This is a genomic window from Stenotrophomonas sp. YJH_SMC_43 (genome assembly GCF_059372535.1).
The window spans coordinates 60150-78519 of the sequence record NZ_JCAFVQ010000007.1 but is presented as its reverse complement, the minus strand read 5'-3'; the positions used below and the strand labels follow the sequence as shown (position 1 = coordinate 78519).

16 protein-coding genes are annotated in these 18370 nt (G+C 67.1%); 5 read left to right on the top strand and 11 right to left on the bottom strand.

Annotated features, from left to right (window positions below):
• Window positions 1-599: 599 nt before the first annotated feature.
• From AC5QAH_RS20545 to AC5QAH_RS20535, 3 genes are all read right to left on the bottom strand, one after another.
• Complete coding sequence (locus AC5QAH_RS20545) at window positions 600-1760, bottom strand: MFS transporter (protein WP_100447716.1); 1161 nt, start codon at window positions 1758-1760, stop codon at window positions 600-602.
• Window positions 1761-1971: 211 nt separating this feature from the next.
• On the bottom strand, window positions 1972-2721 hold the full coding sequence (locus AC5QAH_RS20540) for a TerC family protein (protein WP_010481853.1): 750 nt from the start codon (window positions 2719-2721) through the stop codon (window positions 1972-1974).
• A gap of 30 nt (window positions 2722-2751) precedes the next feature.
• Complete coding sequence (locus tag AC5QAH_RS20535) at window positions 2752-3147, bottom strand: diacylglycerol kinase (protein WP_010481854.1); 396 nt, start codon at window positions 3145-3147, stop codon at window positions 2752-2754.
• A gap of 213 nt (window positions 3148-3360) precedes the next feature.
• Here AC5QAH_RS20535 and AC5QAH_RS20530 point away from each other — a divergent pair, with 213 nt between their 5' ends.
• A complete protein-coding gene (locus AC5QAH_RS20530) occupies window positions 3361-4062 on the top strand; it encodes an SGNH/GDSL hydrolase family protein (RefSeq protein ID WP_010481855.1) in 702 nt (233 codons plus the stop codon).
• Between the two features lie 89 nt (window positions 4063-4151).
• On the opposite strand, the gene AC5QAH_RS20525 is transcribed toward AC5QAH_RS20530, so the two are convergent.
• The 3 genes from AC5QAH_RS20525 to AC5QAH_RS20515 form a co-directional block, all read right to left on the bottom strand.
• On the bottom strand, window positions 4152-5423 hold the full coding sequence (locus AC5QAH_RS20525; protein WP_010481856.1) for a sensor histidine kinase: 1272 nt from the start codon (window positions 5421-5423) through the stop codon (window positions 4152-4154).
• A gap of 155 nt (window positions 5424-5578) precedes the next feature.
• On the bottom strand, window positions 5579-6292 hold the full coding sequence (locus AC5QAH_RS20520) for a response regulator transcription factor (RefSeq protein WP_002811889.1): 714 nt from the start codon (window positions 6290-6292) through the stop codon (window positions 5579-5581).
• An 87-nt stretch (window positions 6293-6379) separates the two neighbouring features.
• Complete coding sequence (locus AC5QAH_RS20515) at window positions 6380-7024, bottom strand: arylesterase (protein WP_057504249.1); 645 nt, start codon at window positions 7022-7024, stop codon at window positions 6380-6382.
• A gap of 75 nt (window positions 7025-7099) precedes the next feature.
• Between AC5QAH_RS20515 and AC5QAH_RS20510 the strand changes: the two genes are divergently transcribed.
• Both AC5QAH_RS20510 and AC5QAH_RS20505 read left to right on the top strand, forming a co-directional pair.
• A complete protein-coding gene (locus tag AC5QAH_RS20510; RefSeq protein ID WP_010481858.1) occupies window positions 7100-7747 on the top strand; it encodes an ABC transporter ATP-binding protein in 648 nt (215 codons plus the stop codon).
• On the top strand, window positions 7744-10257 hold the full coding sequence (locus AC5QAH_RS20505) for an ABC transporter permease (protein ID WP_495232543.1): 2514 nt from the start codon (window positions 7744-7746) through the stop codon (window positions 10255-10257). The genes AC5QAH_RS20510 and AC5QAH_RS20505 overlap by 4 nt, the downstream gene beginning before the upstream one ends.
• 107 nt (window positions 10258-10364) lie before the next feature.
• Here the strand turns inward: AC5QAH_RS20505 and AC5QAH_RS20500 are convergent, their stop codons facing one another.
• The 5 genes from AC5QAH_RS20500 to AC5QAH_RS20480 form a co-directional block, all read right to left on the bottom strand.
• Window positions 10365-11291: a DUF6607 family protein gene (locus AC5QAH_RS20500; RefSeq protein ID WP_495232542.1), complete on the bottom strand. Its 927-nt coding sequence runs from the start codon at window positions 11289-11291 to the stop codon at window positions 10365-10367.
• A 73-nt stretch (window positions 11292-11364) separates the two neighbouring features.
• Window positions 11365-11964 (bottom strand): ChuX/HutX family heme-like substrate-binding protein, encoded by a 600-nt coding sequence (locus AC5QAH_RS20495; RefSeq protein WP_109815228.1) that lies wholly within the window; start codon window positions 11962-11964, stop codon window positions 11365-11367.
• A 4-nt stretch (window positions 11965-11968) separates the two neighbouring features.
• A complete protein-coding gene (locus AC5QAH_RS20490) occupies window positions 11969-14212 on the bottom strand; it encodes a TonB-dependent hemoglobin/transferrin/lactoferrin family receptor (protein ID WP_495232541.1) in 2244 nt (747 codons plus the stop codon).
• 153 nt (window positions 14213-14365) lie between these two features.
• The gene (gene hemP / locus AC5QAH_RS20485) at window positions 14366-14560 is read right to left on the bottom strand and encodes a hemin uptake protein HemP (RefSeq protein ID WP_005412278.1); all 195 of its coding nucleotides are present in this window, start codon (window positions 14558-14560) and stop codon (window positions 14366-14368) included.
• Between the two features lie 292 nt (window positions 14561-14852).
• Window positions 14853-15824, bottom strand: a complete 972-nt coding sequence (locus AC5QAH_RS20480; protein WP_010481868.1) for an aldo/keto reductase — start codon at window positions 15822-15824, stop codon at window positions 14853-14855.
• Between the two features lie 193 nt (window positions 15825-16017).
• On the opposite strand from AC5QAH_RS20480, the gene AC5QAH_RS20475 reads away from it, so the two are divergent.
• Together AC5QAH_RS20475 and AC5QAH_RS20470 are read left to right on the top strand one after the other, a co-directional pair.
• Window positions 16018-17316 (top strand): NupC/NupG family nucleoside CNT transporter, encoded by a 1299-nt coding sequence (locus tag AC5QAH_RS20475; protein ID WP_049453452.1) that lies wholly within the window; start codon window positions 16018-16020, stop codon window positions 17314-17316.
• Between the two features lie 25 nt (window positions 17317-17341).
• Window positions 17342-18307, top strand: a complete 966-nt coding sequence (locus tag AC5QAH_RS20470) for a ribokinase (RefSeq protein WP_010481872.1) — start codon at window positions 17342-17344, stop codon at window positions 18305-18307.
• Window positions 18308-18370 lie beyond the last annotated feature (63 nt).

Genomic DNA, 18370 nt, shown 5'->3' with positions numbered 1-18370 from the left:
TCCAGCAACTGTTCGGGCGGATCAAGGGAGATTCCGGCGTGGGCGCCAAGCTACATGGCGATCGTCGAGATCCAGGCTCGTACGGCGGCCCACGCCGGCTCTCGACACCTACGCTGCCAGATTTCCATCAGATAAGGCTCGGTCGCGCCATCCATGGCGCTCACGCCCCCAGCCAACCCACCCTCCCGGCCACGGACAATTTCCTGCGCACCGCGGGGAGATCAAAAGAAAAAATCAAAAGCAAAAGCCGGTCCTTCAGGCATTCGTGTCGACCAAGGTCGACACCTACCAGAGCGGAATACCACTCCCACAGATCGCGGAGAACTGTCGAAGGCGGGGTGGGTCCGGTTGAGGGGGCGTGAGCCGCATGGGCCCGAGGCATGCCTCGGGCGGGTTGGGCAGGACGCCCAACCCCGGTCTTGCCGTGTGCGCAGGACAGCGCACACGAGCAAGCGGCGACCGAGCTACATGGACGTACTTGCAGCGCCCCCCTCAACCGGACCCACCCCGCCAACCCACGGAATGCAGGCTTTTGCCGTTGACGTTGACGTTGATTCGGCGGGTGCAGGGCTGCAAGCCCTGCCTGAATCCAACACTCCTCAGCAAGCCTCAGCCACCGCAGTGCGCGGACGCCCCAGCCATGCCAGCAGCAGGCCCGATGCCGCCAGCAGGCCACCGGCCACCGGAATTGCCGCGTAGCCCAGGCCCGAACTGATCACCGCACCGCCCAGCGCGGCACCCACGGCATTGCCCAGGTTGAACGCACCCACGTTGATCGACGACGCCAGGCCCGGCGCCTCGCTGGCCGCCTGCATCACCCGGATCTGCAGCGGCGGCACGATCGCAAAGGTTGCCGCGCCGAACAGCAGCACGCCCAGCGCCGCAGTAGCGTGGTGCATGAAGGCCAACGGCAGCACGAACATCAGCACGGCCAGGACCGCCAGCAGGATCCGGGTGGCGCCATCCAGCGACCAGTCAGCCATGCGCCCGCCGATACCGTTGCCGAAGGTGAAGCCGATACCGATCAGCGCCAGCGACATCGCGATGAAGGTATTGGAGGCACCGGTCAACTCGGTCAGCACCGGCGCCACGTAGGTGTAGAGGGTGAACATCGCGCCCGCGCCGAGCACCGTGGTGCCCATCGCCAGCAACACCTGCGGCTGCAGGATCGCCTTCAGTTCGCGGCGCACGTCCGGGCGCGGACCCGGCGCAGACGCCGGCAGCGCGAAGCCGAGCGCGGTGATCGCGACCAGGCCCAGCACCGCAGTCCCGGCGAAGGACAGGCGCCAGCCCAGCTGCTGGCCCACCCAGGTGGCCAGCGGCACGCCACCGATGTTGGCGATGGTCAGGCCCATGAACATGGTGGCCACGGCAGCAGCCTGCTTGTCCTTCGGCACAAGGCTGGCGGCGACCACCGCACCGATGCCGAAGAAGGCACCGTGATTGAGACTGGTGACCAGACGCGACAGCAGCAGCAGGCCGTAGTTCGGGGCCAGTGCCGAGAGCAGGTTGCCGACCACGAAGATCGACATCAGCAGCATCAGCGCGGTGCGCTTGCCGAACCGTCCCATCAGCAGCGTCATTACCGGGGCCCCCAGCATCACGCCCACGGCGTAGGCGGTGATCAGCATGCCGGCGGTGGGAATGCCCACGCCCACGCCGTCGGCGATGACTGGCAACAGGCCCATCGGCGCAAACTCGGTGGTTCCGATGGCGAAGGCGCCGACGGCAAGCGCCAGCAAGGCGGCTCTGGAATTCATGGGAGGTTTTCCTGGGGGCGGGAATCGGGAGTGCGTAGCCTGCGCGCTCTGCTGTTCCGGATTAAGCCTCGCCCCGGGAAAACACTGTTGATCCTGGTTCACAAGTGGCGGCAGCAACCCCGCTGCAGATGCAAAAACCGCAGCGCCGGTGTAGAACCGGGCCCCACAACGCAGAACCCCCGGCGTTGGCCGGGGGTTCGGGGTCATGCGCTTACCAGTTACCGGCGCCCGGCACATTGTGTTCGCGGGCGCGGCGGCGCATCAGCAGGTTCAGCCACTCCACCAGCACCGAGAAGCCCATGGCAGCGTAGATGTAGGGCTTGGGAATGTGCACATCCAGGCCATCCAGGATCAGCACCGCACCGATCAGCAGGATGAAGGCCAGCGCCAGCATCTTCACGGTCGGGTTGGCATCGATGAAGCGGCCCAGCGGGTTGGCAGCCAGCAGCATCACCGCCACCGACAGCAGGATCGCGGCGACCATCACCGGCACGTGGTCAGCGATGCCGACCGCGGTGATCACCGAGTCCAGCGAGAACACGATGTCGATGACCGCGATCTGCGCGATCACGTAGCCGAACACGGCCGAGGTCTTGGTCGTGCTCGGATCTTCATCCTCGCCACCGGTGATCATTTCCTTGATCTCCATCCAACCCTTGATGATCAGGAACAGGCCACCAACGATCAGCACCAGATCTCGGATGGAAATGCCCATGCCGGCCACGGTGAACAGGTTCGCCTGCATGTGCGCCAGGTACGCCAGCGATACCAGCAGGCAGATACGGGTGATACAGGCCACCGCGATGCCGAGCCGACGCGCGAACGGGCGGCGGTGCTCTGGCAGCTTGCTGACGGCGATGGAGATGAACACCAGGTTGTCGATGCCGAGCACGATTTCCAGCGCGCTCAACGTGAACAGGGTCAACCAGACATTCGGATCGGCAAGAAACTCAAGGGACATGGGAAGTCTTCAACAAGGGGGAATGAGGGATCAGCCGTAATTGCCGGCCATTGCATGCGGGACCACGACCAGCGCCCAGCACAGAAGCACGTTCATCATCAGCACGAAGACCGCCGCCGAGCCCATGTCCTTGGCGCGGCCGGCCAGCTCATGGATCTCGCTGCCGTAACGTTCGATCACCGCTTCGATGGCCGAGTTGGCCAGTTCCATCGCCAGCACCAGCAGCATCGAGCCGATCAGCAGCGCGCGCTCGACCGGGGTCTGGCCCAGCCAGATCGCGACCGGGGTCAGCAGGATCAGCAGGTAGACCTCCAGCCGGAACGAGGACTCGTGCAGCCAGGCGGCGCGCAGGCCCTGCCAGGACCAGCGGGCGGCCTGGACGATGCGGCGCGGGCCGCGGGGCAGATGGCCGAACTGATCAGCCACGGGTGGAACATCCAGCAACAGGGGCGCGGCGCAGCGACCGCTCAGACGCACGGCAGGGAATCATGGGTGCACAGGGATAGGCAGATGGCCGCCATTTTGCCACAAGGCCGCCAGCCGCATCCCGACACCGGCCCGGTGAATGGACTGCCTAGGGCAAGCCCCGGCCCGCCCCAGCTTCTATGATGGCTTTCCCCTTCCCTGCTGGAGCGCCTGATGTCCCGTCACCGTACCCGCCTGCTGATGCTGGGCCTGCTGACCGTCGCCCCCCTGGCCCAGGCGCTGAGCCCGGCCAAGCCGCCGCGCGTGCCCGAGCAGGTCTCCAACGTGGCCTGGGCCGGCGACATGGCCCGCTTCGCCAGCGCCGACCAGGCCAACCCGCCGCCACGGGGCGGCATCGAGTTCATCGGCAGCTCCTCGATCCGCATGTGGGAAGGCCTGGCAGCCGACTTCCCCGGCCAGCCGGTGTTCAACCGCGGCTTCGGCGGTTCGGAAGTGCGCGACAGCACCTGGTATGCCGACCGCATCGTGGTGCCGTATGCGCCGTGCAAGGTGTTCTTCTACGCCGGTGACAACGACCTCAACAGCGGCCGCAGCGCCGTGCAGGTGCGTGACGATGTGGTGGCCTTCGTGCAGCGCGTGCATCGCGACCTGCCGAAGACCAGGGTCGAGTACCTGTCGATCAAGCCGAGCCCGTCGCGTGCGCATCTGCTGCCGGCGATCAACGAAGCCAACGCGCTGATCAAGGCCGCCCTGGCCAAGCTGCCCAATACCGGTTTCACCGACGTCTACACACCCATGCTCGGCACCGATGGCCAGCCGGATGCGTCGCTGTTCCGCGAGGACATGCTGCACATGACCCCGGCCGGCTATGCGATCTGGACCAGGGCGCTGGCGCCGAAGGTCAACTGCAACTGAGGGACTGCGGACGCCGCAGAGGCGCCACGCGCACGCCTTCCGGTAGATGCCAACCTTGGTTGGCATCTACCGAGGCAGCAGGTGCCGCCTCAGCGGAAGATCACCGTGGCCTGGGTGCCCTGGCCTGGCTCGCTGGCCAGGCTGACCTTCCAGCCGAAGCGGTCGCACAGCCGGCGCACGATCGACAGGCCCAGGCCGGTGCCCTGCGGACGGCTCGGCTCGGCACGGTAGAACGGCTCGAAGGCCCGCGACAGCGCGTCGGCCGACATGCCGATACCGGTATCGCGCACCACCACCCGGTCGTTGTGCACATGCACGTCGATGCGCCCTTCGTCGGTGTAGCTGCAGGCGTTGCGCACCAGGTTGCTGACCACCACCTGCAGCACCCGCGGCGGCGCATGCAGCTGCACCGGGCCATCGCTGTGCAGGTGCACCGACACCGGGCGCGTACCCAGCAGTTCGTTGGCGTTGTCCACTTCATAGCGGACGATGTCGTTGACGTCGAACAGCTCGACCTGGGGCTCGACGTCGGCCTCGCGTGCCAGGATCAGGAAGGCATCGATCACCGCCTCCATGTCACGGCCGGCACGCTGGATGCGCTGCAGGCTGCGGCGCAGGCGCGGCTCCAGGCTGTCATCGCCCAGTGCCATGTCGCTGGCCACGCGGATGACGGTCAGCGGTGTGCGCAGTTCATGGCTGGCGTCGCGGGTGAAATTGCGCTCGCGCGCCACATGCGCGCTGACCCGGTTGGCCAGCGAATGCAGTGCGGCCGCCAGCTGCCGGGTCTCGCCCTGCATGTCCGCCGGCAACTTGTTCGGTTCCAGGTCGGCTGCCTCCGGGTGGCCCGGATCCCAGCGTGAGACGCGCCGCGCCAGCCAGTTCACCGGCGACACCAGGCGCTTGGAGGCCCGATAGGTCACCCAGCTGGCGCCATACACCGCCAGCAGGGTCAGCAGCACCGGCACGATGCCGAACCAGAACGCCAGCATCTCCGCGCGCGAACGCAGGAACACCAGGTACAGGCGGCCGGCCGGGCGCACATCGACCAGCACCAGCTGGTCGTCCTTGGGCAGTTCGTGGAAGCCGGGTTCCAGATTGCGCAGGTTGGCCGGCAGCGACAGGGCCGACTGCCCGCTTTCCAGCAGGTAGCCACGGATGTTCTGGGTGTTGGGTGGAGGCTGTACCGGCGAGGCCTCGTGCAGCGTCCAGAAGTACGCCGCCTCCTCGCGCAGGGCGGCGCCGACCAGGCTGTGCTTGATCACCAGCGAAACCAGCCACGCACCGAGCAGGATGCCCAGGCTGGCCAGCACTGCCTGCAGGATGAAAGCGATACGGATCTTGCGCGGCAGGCCGTGCGGCATTGCGGAGTCCCGGTCAGAGCGCTGCGATTATAGGCAGCGCACCGCGCCGTTGGGATGCACGGGCGATGACCGGCGGCACTGCCGGACGATCATCCCCTGCCCTTGTGCCGGGCCGCAGCCCGGCCCGGCCTGCGGCTGCACCGGCGCGGGCCTGCTCAGGCCATCGGCTGGGCGATGTCGGCAATGCGGTAGCCGGCACTCTGCACGGTATGCAGCAGCGGACGGTCGAACGGCTTGTCGATGATCTTGCGCAGGTTGTACAGATGGCTGCGCAGGGTGTCCGAATCCGGCAGGCCGTTGCCCCAGATCTCGCGTTCGATCTCCTGGCGGGTGACCACGCGCGGCGATTCGCGCATCAGGATGGTCAGCAGGCGCAGGCCGATCGGCGACAGCTGCAGCTCGGTACCGGCACGGGTGGCACGCATGCTGACCGGATCGAGCACCAGGTCGGCGACCTTGAGCACTTCCGACCCCACCTGGCGACGTTCGCGGCGGATCAGCGCGCGCAGGCGGGCTTCCAGCTCCTGGATCGCGAACGGCTTGGTCAGGTAGTCATCGGCGCCGAAACCGAGGCCGGTGAGCTTGTCGTCCAGCGTGTCGCGTGCCGTGAGCATCAGCACCGGGGTGGACTTGCGCGCATCGTTGCGCAGGCGACGGCACACTTCGATGCCATCCAGGCGCGGCAACATCAAGTCGAGCACCACGACGTCATAGCTGTTTTCCGCCGCAAGGCGGTAGCCATCCAGGCCGTCCTGTGCATAGTCGACTTCAAAGCCGCGACCTTCCAGGTATTCCCCGATCATCTCGGAGATGTTGCGGTTGTCTTCGACCACCAGCACCAAGCCGGAGGTCTCCTTCGTCTGACGCATGTGATTCCCTCTAACTTCAGCTTTGTGAAACATGCCGGATCGACGGTGGACGCGATGTGAAGTTCCGTCAAGAGGGAAGTAAATCGTTCAGAGCAGAGGGCGCAGCAGCGGCCAGACGTTGTCCAGCACCTTCGGCTGCGCCTGTGCGGTCGGGTGCAGGCCATCGGCCTGCATCATGCCCGGCTGCAGGGCCACGCCCTCCAGCAGGAACGGCAGCAGCGGCACCTTGTACTGCGTGGCCAGCGCCTTGTAGGCGGCCGCCAGGCGCTGGCGGTAGGCCGGGCCGTAGTTGGGCGGCACGTCGATGCCCAGCAGCAGCACCTTGGCACCGCCCTTCTGGCTGGCCTGCACCATCTTTTCCAGGTTGCCCTGCACCTGCGCCGGGGTCAGTCCGCGCAGCGCGTCATTGCCGCCGAGGGCAATCACCACCACGGTCGGTTTTTCCTTCGCCAGCAGGCCCGGCAGGCGGGTCAGCGCGCCGGCGGTGGTTTCCCCGCTCATGCTGGCGTTGACGATGCGCGCCGGGGTTTTCGACTGCTGCCTGACCCGCTGCTGCAGCAGGCTGACCCAGCCGGCGTCGACGGGGATATTGTGGGCTGCACTGAGGCTGTCGCCCAGGACCAGCACGGTGCCGGCCGGACCTTTGGCACAGGCCAGCCCGGGCAGCAGCAGGAACCCTAGCAGCAGCACCATCATCACGCCGGCTCGCCGGCTCCATCCCGTCTTGCGCATTGGAGTCTCCTCATCGACAGCCTGTCCCCCCGCAGCGCGTCCGTTGCCATCGCCGTCGACCAGGTCGGCAAATCCGTGCAGGGCCCGGAGGGTGAAGTCCACATACTGGACAACATCACCCTGACCGTCCATGAAGGCACCAGCGCGGCCATCGTCGGCGCCTCCGGTTCCGGCAAGACCACCCTGCTCGGCCTGCTGGCCGGGCTGGACCTGCCCAGCCGCGGCCGCATAGGCCTCGCCGGGCAGGATCTGGCGGCACTGGATGAGGAAGCACGTGCCCAGCTGCGCGCACGCGAGGTCGGTTTCGTGTTCCAGAGCTTCCACCTGCTGCCGGCGCTGACCGCCGCCGAGAACGTGGCGCTGCCACTGGAGCTGGCCGGGCGCGAGGACCGCGTACGGGTCGATGAAGTGCTGGCCCAGGTCGGCCTGGCCCATCGCGCCCGCCACTACCCGCGCCAGCTGTCCGGCGGCGAGCAGCAGCGCGTGGCACTGGCGCGCGCCTTCGTCACCCGCCCACGCATCCTGTTCGCCGACGAACCGACCGGCTCGCTGGACCACGCCACCGGCCAGCACATCAGCGACCTGCTGTTCGAACTCAACGCGAGCAGCGGCACCACGCTGGTGCTGGTCACCCACGACCTGCGCCTGGCCCAGCGTTGCCAGTACATCCACCGCATCGACAATGGCCGCCTGCTGCCGGTCGAGCGTGGGGCGCAGGCATGAACCTGCTGCGGCACGCGTGGCGCGCGCTGCGCCGCGAGGCGCTGGCCGGCGACCTGCTGACCGTGTTCGCCGCACTGGTGCTGGGCGTGGCAGTGATGACCGCGGTCGGCACGCTGGTGAACCGGGTCAATCTGGCACTGACCGGCAGCGCAGCGGAAATGCTCGGCGGTGACCTCGGCATTGCCGGGCGCGATGACCCGCCGCAGGCGTTCGCCGACGAGGCACAACGGCGTGGACTGGCCTTCACCCGTATCGCCAGCTTCGGCAGCGTGCTGTTCAACGGTGATGCCAGCCAGATGGCCAGCATCAAAGCGGTGCAGGCGGGCTATCCACTGCGCGGCACGCTGCGGGTGCGCAGCACGCCCGGTGGCGCGCTGATCGCCGAGGCCGGCATGCCCCCCAAGGGCCAGGCCTATGCCGACCCGCGCCTGCTGCAGGGGCTGGGGCTGAAGGCCGGCGATGACCTCGAATTCGGCGCCGGCACGCTGCGTATCGCCGGCATCATCGAGGCCGAGCCGGATGCCGGTGGCGACCTGTTGACCCTATCCCCCACCCTGCTGGTCAACCGTGCTGACGTGGAGGGCACCGGCCTGCTCGGCCCCGGCAGCCGCATCAACTACCGGCTGATGTTTGCGGGACCGGCGGGGCAGATCGCGTCCCTGCGCGAGTGGCTGCTGCCACAGGTGAAGGGCCTGCGCCTGCTGAGCGTGGATGACACCCAGCGCGGCGTGCGCCAGGCCTTCGACCTGGCCGGCCGCTTCCTCGGCCTGAGCGCGCTGCTGGCGGTGCTGCTGGCGGGCGTGGCCACCGCATTGGCGGCCAACCGCTTCGCCCTGCGCCGCATCGACCAGGTGGCGATCCTGCGCTGCCTCGGTGCGCGCCAGCGCGACATCCTGCTCGGCCTGGCACTGCAGCTGCTGATGCTGGCAGTACCGGCCTGTGCGCTTGGCATCGGCCTGGGCATGGCCGCCCAGGAAGGGCTGGTACAGGTGCTGGGCAGCCTGGTGCCGCAGCGCCTGCCACTGCCGGAGGCAATGCCGGCGCTGACCGGTGCCGGCATCGGCCTGTTGCTGCTGTTCGGCTTCGGCCTGCCACCGCTGCTGCGCCTGCGCGGGGTGCCGCCAATGCGCGTACTCAACCGTTCCTTCGCCACGCTGCCACCGGCCTCGCTGCTGGCCTATGTGGCCGCGCTGGGGGCCAGCCTGGTGCTGGCGGTGCAGGTCACCGGCGACCTCAAGCTGGCCTTGTGGGTGCTGGGGGGCCTGGGCGGGCTGGCGGTGGCGGCCGGCGTGGTCGGTTTCGTGCTGCTGCAGTTGATGCGCGGCCTGCAGCATCGCCTGCACGGCCACTGGCGGTTGGGCCTGGCGGCGCTGACCCGGCGCCGGATGCTGGCGGTGATGCAGCTGGTGGGCTTGTCACTGTCGCTGTGTGCGCTGCTGTTGCTGGCAGTGACCGGTCCCGGCCTGCTGCAGCAGTGGCGCGAGCGGTTGCCTGCGAATACACCGAACTACTTCCTGATCAACATCCAGCCCGAGCAACGCGACAGCGTGCTGGCAGCGCTGCGTGGGCTGGGTGCCAATGACGCCAGCATCGAACCAATGGCCACCGGGCGCCTGATCGCCATCAACGGCAAGCCGCCGCTGCGCGTGGATCGCGAGCCCGGACAGGACGGGCAACCGGCGCAGGGCGGCCAGCGCGATGACGATGACGAGAACCGGCCGTTGAACTTCAGCTGGCGCAGCACCTTCCCGCCGGCCAATACGCTGGTCAATGGCACGTTCTGGAAGGCCGACAGCACCGCGCCGGAAGCCTCGGTGGAGATCGGCTGGGCCAAACGCTACGGCGTGCATCCGGGCGACCGCATCACCATTGCAGTGGGCGAGCAGGAACGCGAATTCACCGTCACCAGCGTGCGCAAGGCGGACTGGAACACCTTCCGGCCGAACTTCTTCGTGCTGTTGAACCCCAACGCCGTGGGTGACACCCCGCACAACCTGCTGTCGGCGTTCCATCTGCCGGCCGGCAAGGCAGCCGGACTGGGCGAGCTGGTACGCGCGCAGCCCAACCTGTCGCTGCTGGACGTGGATGCGGTGATCTCGCAGGTGCGCGATGTGATGGAACGGGTGGCACAGGCGGTGCAGCTGGTGATGGTGTTCAGCCTGCTGGCCGGCGTACTGGTGCTGCTGGCCGCGCTGCAGGCCACGGCGGGCGAGCGTCGCTACGACAGCGCGGTGCTGCGCACGCTGGGCGCGACCCGGCGGCAGCTGCGCGGCGCGGTGCTGGTGGAATTCGGCGCGCTGGGCACCCTGGCCGCGTTGCTGGCAGTGGGGGCGGCGGCCGCCATCGGTGTGGCGGTCTCGCAGAAGGTGTTCGAGCTGCCGTTGCTGCCGCCGTGGCCGGGCCTGCTGATCGGCGGCGTGGTCGGTATCGGGTTGAGCCTGCTGGCGGGCTGGTGGGGTACGCGGGCGATCCTGCATACGCCACCGGCACTGGCCCTGCGCGAGGCCTGAGGCGGCGCCGGACCGGGGCGCGTGCCGAGCAAGCTCGGCACTTACCAAGAACACATGACGGCGTTGCCAGTGTTCAAGGAACAAGCACATCCACGCATGGCGTGGATCTACTGGGCTTTTTCCACGTACTTGGCGAACACGTCGTCGATCTGCGTGTCCTTCACCTTCTTGCCGGACTGGATTTCTTCGGCCTGGGTGAACAGCGGGATGATCATCGCCATGCCGTCGATCCTGGTCTTCAGGTGCACGCCCGGGGCCTGGGCCAGGAAACCGTCCCAGCGCTGGCGCACCTTGGCCCAGTAACCGGCAGTCGCCTTCCAGTAGTCGCGCGCCGGGGTGAAGTCGATCTCGGTGGTCTTCACGTAGTCGTTGAAGCCGAACTCGCGTGCGATCTCCACCTGGCTGCCGTCGGCGTTGCGCTGCACCTTGGTGTTGAACTGTTCGTGGGTCCAGCCGTTCGGGGTCAGCGTGTGGCGGTTGATCACGGCCAGCGCGTTGTAGTCGCTGCGCTTGGTGTACTCACGGCGCGGCAGCGGGCGCCAGCTCAGGTCGCTGGTCCAGCTCGGCACGTTGTTGGTGTAGGTCCAGGTGCCGGTGCCGCAGTAGCGCGGTGCGTCGCTCACTTCGTACACGCACTGGGTCCAGGCGCCCTGGTTCACCGCCGCCGGAATGCTGCGCACCTTCCAGGTCTGGTCGGCACTGAACTCGAAACGGTTCGGTGCCTCGTACACCCAGTCCTGGCGCCAGTGCTTGGTGATGTGGCCGCTCTTCTCATCCAGCAGCAGGTGCTGCAGCACGATGCGCTTCGGCGTGTCCTCGACCACGATGACCACTTCGCTGCCACCGCTGCGCATCGCCGGTGCACGCTCGTAGCCCGGCTTCAGCAGCACGGTCTCGTCGAACGCGAAGTCCACGGTGTACTCACCCTGCATGGCAAGGATGCTGTCGTGGTCGCGGGCGATATCGGAGGGCTGCGCGCTGGCCACGCCGCTGGCGGCGAGCAGCAGCATGGCGCCGGCTGTCTGGAGCTTCATCGGGGTCTTCCTTCGGGGGTGCAGATTCATTGAGGGGCCATCCGTGGCCAACGGGCGTTCCATCAGGAGAGGGTCACAGGCGGATCAGCGGCAGGTCGCCGGGAATCCGTGGCGCCGGGCGCCGGGCGGCGTCGGCACAACAACAGTCGTCGATCACCAGTTCGCCTTCAGCACCTTCCAGGCGTGCGATGCGGCGGGCGGTGGCCGCGCCCAGCGAGGACAGGGTCGACAGGCTGGCCGCCAGGGTGCGCCCGTCGTCGGCGGCGTGCAGGCGCAGCGCGCACAGGCGCCAGCGCTGGCCGCCGAGATGGCCGGCCAGGCGCCGCCACAGTCGTTCGCCGACGCTGCCATCGCTGTCGTGTTCCGGTCCCGGCGGCAACGCGGCCACCAGCCGGTCCCAGGCCAGGAAATCGCTGTCCGGTAGCAGGTACAGACGCCACACGCAGCGGCCGCGGCCATCGAGGAAGCACAGGCTTTCGCGCAGGCCCTCGCTGTCCACGCCCTGGCAGGCGTGCACGCGTACGGCCTGGCGCCAGCCACCCAGCTCGTTGCCGTCAGCGTGGTACAGGCACAACACGGTGCCGAGCGTGGCCAGCTGTGCCGGGGTCGGCCAGGCCCCGCTGTGCGGCGCGGCGATGGAGTCATTCCTGCGTGCGGACAGTGCTCGGCTCATGAGGTCACCAGGAAACGGCAAGGCTGGCGGAGAAGGTGCGGCCCGGGCTGCTGAAACGATCGCTCAGTGCGCGATTGGTGATCAGGCTCGGGGTGATCGACGACCATTCGATGTAGCGCTTGTCGGCCAGGTTGAACACGCCGACATTGAAGGTGGCACCCGGTGCGAAGTTCCAGTGCGCCATCAGGTCCAGCACGCCGTAGCCGGCCGGCTGGTAGACGAAGGGTGCCGGTGCGTTCGGATTGGTCTGCGCGGCAGGCGGCGGCAGGCGCTTCTTGCGCTGTACGAAGGTGCCGGCCAGTTCGACGCCCCAGGTATCGGTGTCGTACATCAGGCCCAGCGTGCCGCGAAGCGGATCGACCGAGGCCAGCGGTTCGTCATCGGTCCGGTTGTCACCACGCGACCATGCCAACGCACTGCGCAGCGCCCAGCCCTTCAGCGCCGGGCTGAGCTCGCCGAACTCGATGCCGGCCTTCATTTCCGCGCCATAGATGCGTGCTTCGGCGATGTTCTGCGACTGGAACACGGTCAAACCCTGTGCGTTGCGGCCGGTATCGACGTTGGACTGGATGAAATCCTTGTAGTCGTTGTAGTAGCCGCTGACGCTGACGTACGCCGCCGGCGCGATGAAGCGCAGGCCCAGTTCGTAGCCGTCGCTGGTTTCGGGCTTCAGGTCCGGATTGGCGATGGCGGTATAGCGGAAGGCGACATTGGTCAGGCCGATGTTGACGTCGTTGTACGGCGGCGATCGGAAGCCACGCGCATAACCGGCGAACAACGACCACTGGTCGGTAAAGCGCCAGACCATGCCCAGCTTCGGCGACACGCTGGTCTTCTTCAGCTGCGCCACGGCCGTGGTCGGGTTGTCTTCGGCGAAGATGCTGTCCACTTCCGGCTTCAGCTCGTAGCGGTCCACGCGCACGCCCGGCACCAGCGACAGCCTGCCATCGGCAAAGCGCATCTCATCCTGTGCATACAGGCCCAGCTCGGTGGTCTTGCTGATCGGGAAGTCACGCACCGGGAAGGTGTCCGGCAACACCGTGTTGCTGACCACGCCCGCCTTGCTGACCTGGTAGCCGTCGCGCTTCTGGCGGATCTCGGTACGGGTGCCTTCGAAACCGTAGGTCACTGCGTGCTCGACGCTGCCGGTGGTGAACGCCTTGTTGAACTGCGCCTGCAGGCCATAGGCATGCTGGTCGAAGGAGAACACGCGGTGGCGGCGGGTGCCGTCGGTGCGCGTTTCGTCGGTCTGCTGCCGGGTTTCGCTGTTCTGCGCGTACACCTGCCAGTGCAGGCTGTCGGCGAACGGCTGGTCCAGCGCATCCATTTCGTGGGCGAAGGACACGCGGTTGCGCTTCTGGGTGTCGTGGGACTTCATGCCAGTTGCGGCAGCCATCGCGCCGGGACGCGGCGCAACACTGGCAATCGCCGACAGGACATTGGTATCGGTGGTGTCTTCGTTGCCTTCCACGGTCAGGCGGAAGCGCTGGTCCTCGCTCGGTGCATAGACCAGCTTGCTGAGCAGGCTGCGGCCGTCGCGATCCTGCGGATTGGACGCCGTGCGGGTGTCGTTGTCGCTGCGCACCGTGCCCTTATTGTCGGTTTCCTGACCCTGGTGGTGGTTGACGTTGACCAGGCCGCTCCAATGGTCACCACCAAAGGCCGCCGTGGCACCGCCAAGCAGGCCCTTCCACTCACCGTCGTAGCCGAACTTCAGGCCGAAGTAGCTGTTCTTGCCGTCCTTGAGGTAGTCGGCCGGGTCCTTGGTCACGAACGCGACCACGCCGCCGAGTGCATCGGAGCCGTACAGCGAGCTGGCCGGGCCACGCACGATCTCGACGCGCTTGAGCGTATCGAGGTCGGTGAAGTTGCGGTTGGAACTGGCGAACGAACCGATGTCGAACCGGGTCGGCATGACGATGCCGTCGGTCTGGATGCGCACGCGGTTGCCGTCCAGGCCACGGATGCGGAAACCATCCAGGCCGAAGCGGGTCGCGCTGCGGGTGACCGACAGGCCCGGTTCGTAGCGCACCAGATCCTTGATGTCCTGCACCAGGTACCGGTCCATCTGCTCACGGTCGATGACGTCCACGGTGGCCGCCACGTCGCTCACGGCCCGCTCGGTGCGGGTGGCGGTGACCTGCACCCGATCGAATTCGCGCGCATCGGGTGTGGCAGTGGCAGCAGCGTGGGCGGACAGCGGCAGCGCCATCCAGACAGCAAGGCAAAGGGCGGAATGGCGGGTCATCGGGTTCGTTTGGTCAGGCAGGGGAACCCCCGGTTACCGGCACACCCGGAAGGTGCACGCGGTAGACCGAGGGGGAGAGAGCAGGAGCGGACGGGTCGCCCACCCTGTCGGCGCTGCCGGCAGGAGGGAGGGAGGCGGGCGACCAGGCCGCGATTACTTGGTCAGGATCAGCTTGTCGTTGCTGGTGTGCCGCAGGCGATAGAAGCGGTCGCCGTGCTGGATCAGGATTTCACGACGGCCCTTGAGCAGGGCTTCGCTGTCGATGACCTCTTCCGGCGGAACGACGCGGACCGGTCGATCGCGGAGCGTCAGCGTTTCGGGGCGCAGCAGTACAGGTTGAGCATTCATGAGCATCTGGACTCGTGCGAGGGACGAGTTAAATGATAATGATTCTCAGTTGACAATCAACAACCATTCTCAATTTCATTGATGAGATTAATGATCGAATTCGGAAATTCGATAGCTTTTGTCAATCAAATAGCGGCGTAGATGTGTAGAGTCGACTGTTAGTCGACTGCTGTTGCTCGAAGCAGTCGTTTATTCGAAGCAGTCGACTAACAGTCGACTCTACCGATCCCGTTCCCGATCCCTCGGCCGAGCCGACCTGGCCGAGGCCCCAGGCCCGGTCGGCCCCCGGGGTTCAGGCGAAGACGGCTTCGACCTGGGCCCAGCCGGCGGCGTCGACCTGCTCCAGCACGTCCAGTGCCTGCAGGTTCTGCAGCAGCTGGCTGACCCGGCTGGCGCCGAGGATCACGCTGGAGACATTCGGGTTGCGCAGGCACCAGGCAATCGCCAGCGTGGCCGGGGCCTGGCCCAGCGCGCGCGCGACTTCGCTGAAACGGCGCACCTGACCCAGGCGGGCCCCGGCGTCGGCCCCCAGCACCAGGTCCTGCAACCACTCCATGCCTTCGCGCCCCAGCCTTGCATCGGCCGGGATGCCTTGGTCGTACTTGCCGGTGAGCAGGCCCGAGGCCAGCGGCGAGAAGATGGTGGTGCCCAGGCCGGCACCGGCATACAGCGGCGCGTACTCGACCTCGACCCGCTCGCGGTGCAGCAGGTTGTACTGCGGCTGCTCCATCGACGGGCCCTGCAGGTTGCGCGCCTCGGCGATGTCCAGCGCCTGCTGGATCTGCGCCGCCGACCACTCCGAGGTGCCCCAGTAAAGGATCTTGCCCTGCCGTACCAGGGTATCCATGGCGTGCACGGTCTCGGCGATCGGCGCGTCCGGATCCGGGCGGTGGCAGTAATAAAGGTCCAGGTAGTCCACCCGCAGGCGCTTGAGTGCAGCGTGGCAGGCGTCGGTCACGTGCTTGCGCGACAGTCCGCGCTGGGTCGGTCGCGGGTCCTTGGCGCTGCCGAAGAACACCTTGCTGGACACGCAGAAGCCGTCGCGCGGCAGGCGCAGGTCGGTGATCACGTCCCCCATGACCTGTTCGGCACGGCCGTTGGCATAGCCCTCGGCGTTGTCGAAGAAATTGACGCCATGATCCCAGGCGGCGGCCACCAGGTTGCGGGCCTCATCGCGCGGAACCTGATCGCCGAAGGTCACCCAGGCGCCGAAGGACAAGGCGGAAATCGGCAGGCCGGTGGAGCCCAGGCGACGGTATTGCATGCGAATCTCCTGCTGCGGGCCCGCATCCGGGCCGGGATCAAACCCCATTCTACCTGCCGCCGCCAGCCGCAAGCCCTTGCCGTTGCTGGCCTGATCGGCACCGATGGCCGCGCACACGCTGCTTTTTCTTGCCCCGGCCCCTGCCCTGCACTAGGCTTCCCGTTTTTCGCGACGCCCCAGGGGAGTCACTCACATGGTCGAAGGTTTGGGCAGGATCGGCTTCGGCCTGTTCGGGTTGGCGGTGCTGATCGGCATCACCTGGTTGTTTTCCAATAACAAGCGCGCGGTTGACTGGAAGCTGGTTGCCACCGGTATCACCCTGCAGATCGCCTTTGCGGCGCTGGTGATCCTGGTGCCGGGCGGGCGCGACGTGTTCGACGCGCTGGGCAAGGGCTTCGTCAAGATCCTCAGCTACGTCAACGAGGGCTCGGGCTTCATCTTCGGCTCGTTGATGGACACCAAGAATTACGGCTTCATCTTTGCCTTCCAGGTGTTGCCGACCATCATCTTCTTCTCTGCACTGATGGGGGTGATGTACCACCTCAACGTCATGCAGGCGATTGTGCGCGTGATGGCGTGGTCGATCACCAAGGTGATGCGCGTGTCCGGCGCGGAAACCACCAGCGTCTGCGCCAGCGTCTTCATCGGCCAGACCGAGGCACCGCTGACCGTGCGCCCGTACATCGCCAGGATGACCCAGTCCGAGCTGCTGACCATGATGATCGGCGGCATGGCACACATCGCCGGTGGCGTGCTGGCGGCCTACGTGGGCATGCTCGGCGGCGGTGATCCGGCGCAGCAGGCCTTCTATGCCAAGCACCTGCTGGCGGCCAGCATCATGGCGGCCCCGGCCACCCTGGTCGTGGCCAAGCTGCTGATCCCGGAAACCGGCACCCCGCTGACCCGCGGCACGGTGAAGATGGAAGTAGAAAAGACCTCCAGCAACATCATCGACGCGGCCGCTGCCGGCGCCGGTGACGGCCTGAAGCTGGCGCTGAACATCGGTGCGATGCTGCTGGCCTTCATCGCTCTGATCGCGCTGTTGAACGCACCGCTTACCTGGATTGGCGATGTGACCGGCCTGGCCGCTGCCATCGGCAAGCCGACCAACCTGTCGACCATCTTCGGTTACGTACTGGCCCCGATCGCCTGGGTGATCGGCACCCCGTGGGCCGATGCCACCACCGTCGGTTCGCTGATCGGCCAGAAGGTCGTGATCAACGAGTTCGTGGCCTACACCGAGCTGTCGCAGATCGTGAACGGCCAGATCGCCGGCGTGAGCCTGTCCGAGGAAGGTCGCCTGATCGCTACCTACGCGCTGTGCGGCTTCGCCAACTTCAGCTCGATCGCGATCCAGATCGGCGGCATCGGCGGGCTGGCCCCGGAACGTCGCCACGACCTGGCCAAGTTCGGCCTGCGCGCCGTGCTGGGCGGTACCATTGCCACCTTCATGACGGCGACCATCGCCGGCGTGCTGACGCACTTCAGTTGAACCCTTGGTTGAGAAAAGATTCCCTATGAGCAGCAGTGTCGTTGTCGTCGGTTCCTTCAATGTCGATCACGTGTGGCGGTGCGAGTCGCTGCCGGCACCGGGTGCGACCATTGCCGGCCGTTACAGCACCGGCCCCGGTGGCAAGGGCTTCAACCAGGCCGTGGCGGCCTGCCGCGCCGGTGCCGACACCCACTTCGTGTGCGCGCTGGGCGACGATGCCGGTGGCGCCACCGCCCGTGAGCTGGCCGCGCAGGACGGCTTCGGTCTGATCGCCGAGGCCAGCAGCGAACCGACCGGCACCGCCGGCATCTATGTGGACGCGCGCGGCCGCAACACCATCGTGATCGGCCCGGGTGCCAACGCCGCGCTGAGCACCGACTTCCTGCAACAGCAGCAGGCGCTGCTGACCGGCGCCAAGGTGGTGCTGGTGCAGCTGGAATCGCCGGTGCAGACCATCGAAGCGGCACTGGCCACGGCCCGCGAGGCCGGCGTCACCACCGTGCTCAACACCGCACCGGCCGATGCCCCCTCCACCATCGGCCTGCTCAAGCTGGCCGATGTGATCACCCCGAACGAGACCGAGTTCGCCGCCCTGCTCGGCCGTCATGTCGGTGAGCGCGTGGATGCCAACGACGTCGCCGCGCTGGATGGCGCCAGCCTGCACGCGCTGTGCCGCAAGCTGGTCGGCAACGGCACGGTGGTGGTGACCCTGGGTTCGGTGGGCGTGTTCGTGTCGCATGCCGACGAGAACCTGCGCGGCGATACCCAGCCGTACTACCGCGTGGGTGCCGAACAGGTGCAGGCGATCGACACCACCGGCGCCGGCGACGCCTTCAACGGTGCGCTGGCCGCATCGCTGGCACAGGTGGCCGACGCCCCGTTCGCCCGTCACGTGCGCTTCGCCAACCAGTTCGCCGGTCGTTCGACCGAGAAGGAAGGTGCCGCTGCGGCAATGCCGCGTTTCACCCCGGCCGACGCCGAAGCAAAGTAATTCCACGCCATGCGTGGATGAAGAAGCCCGGGTGTGCAGACACCCGGGCTTTTCTGTTTGCTT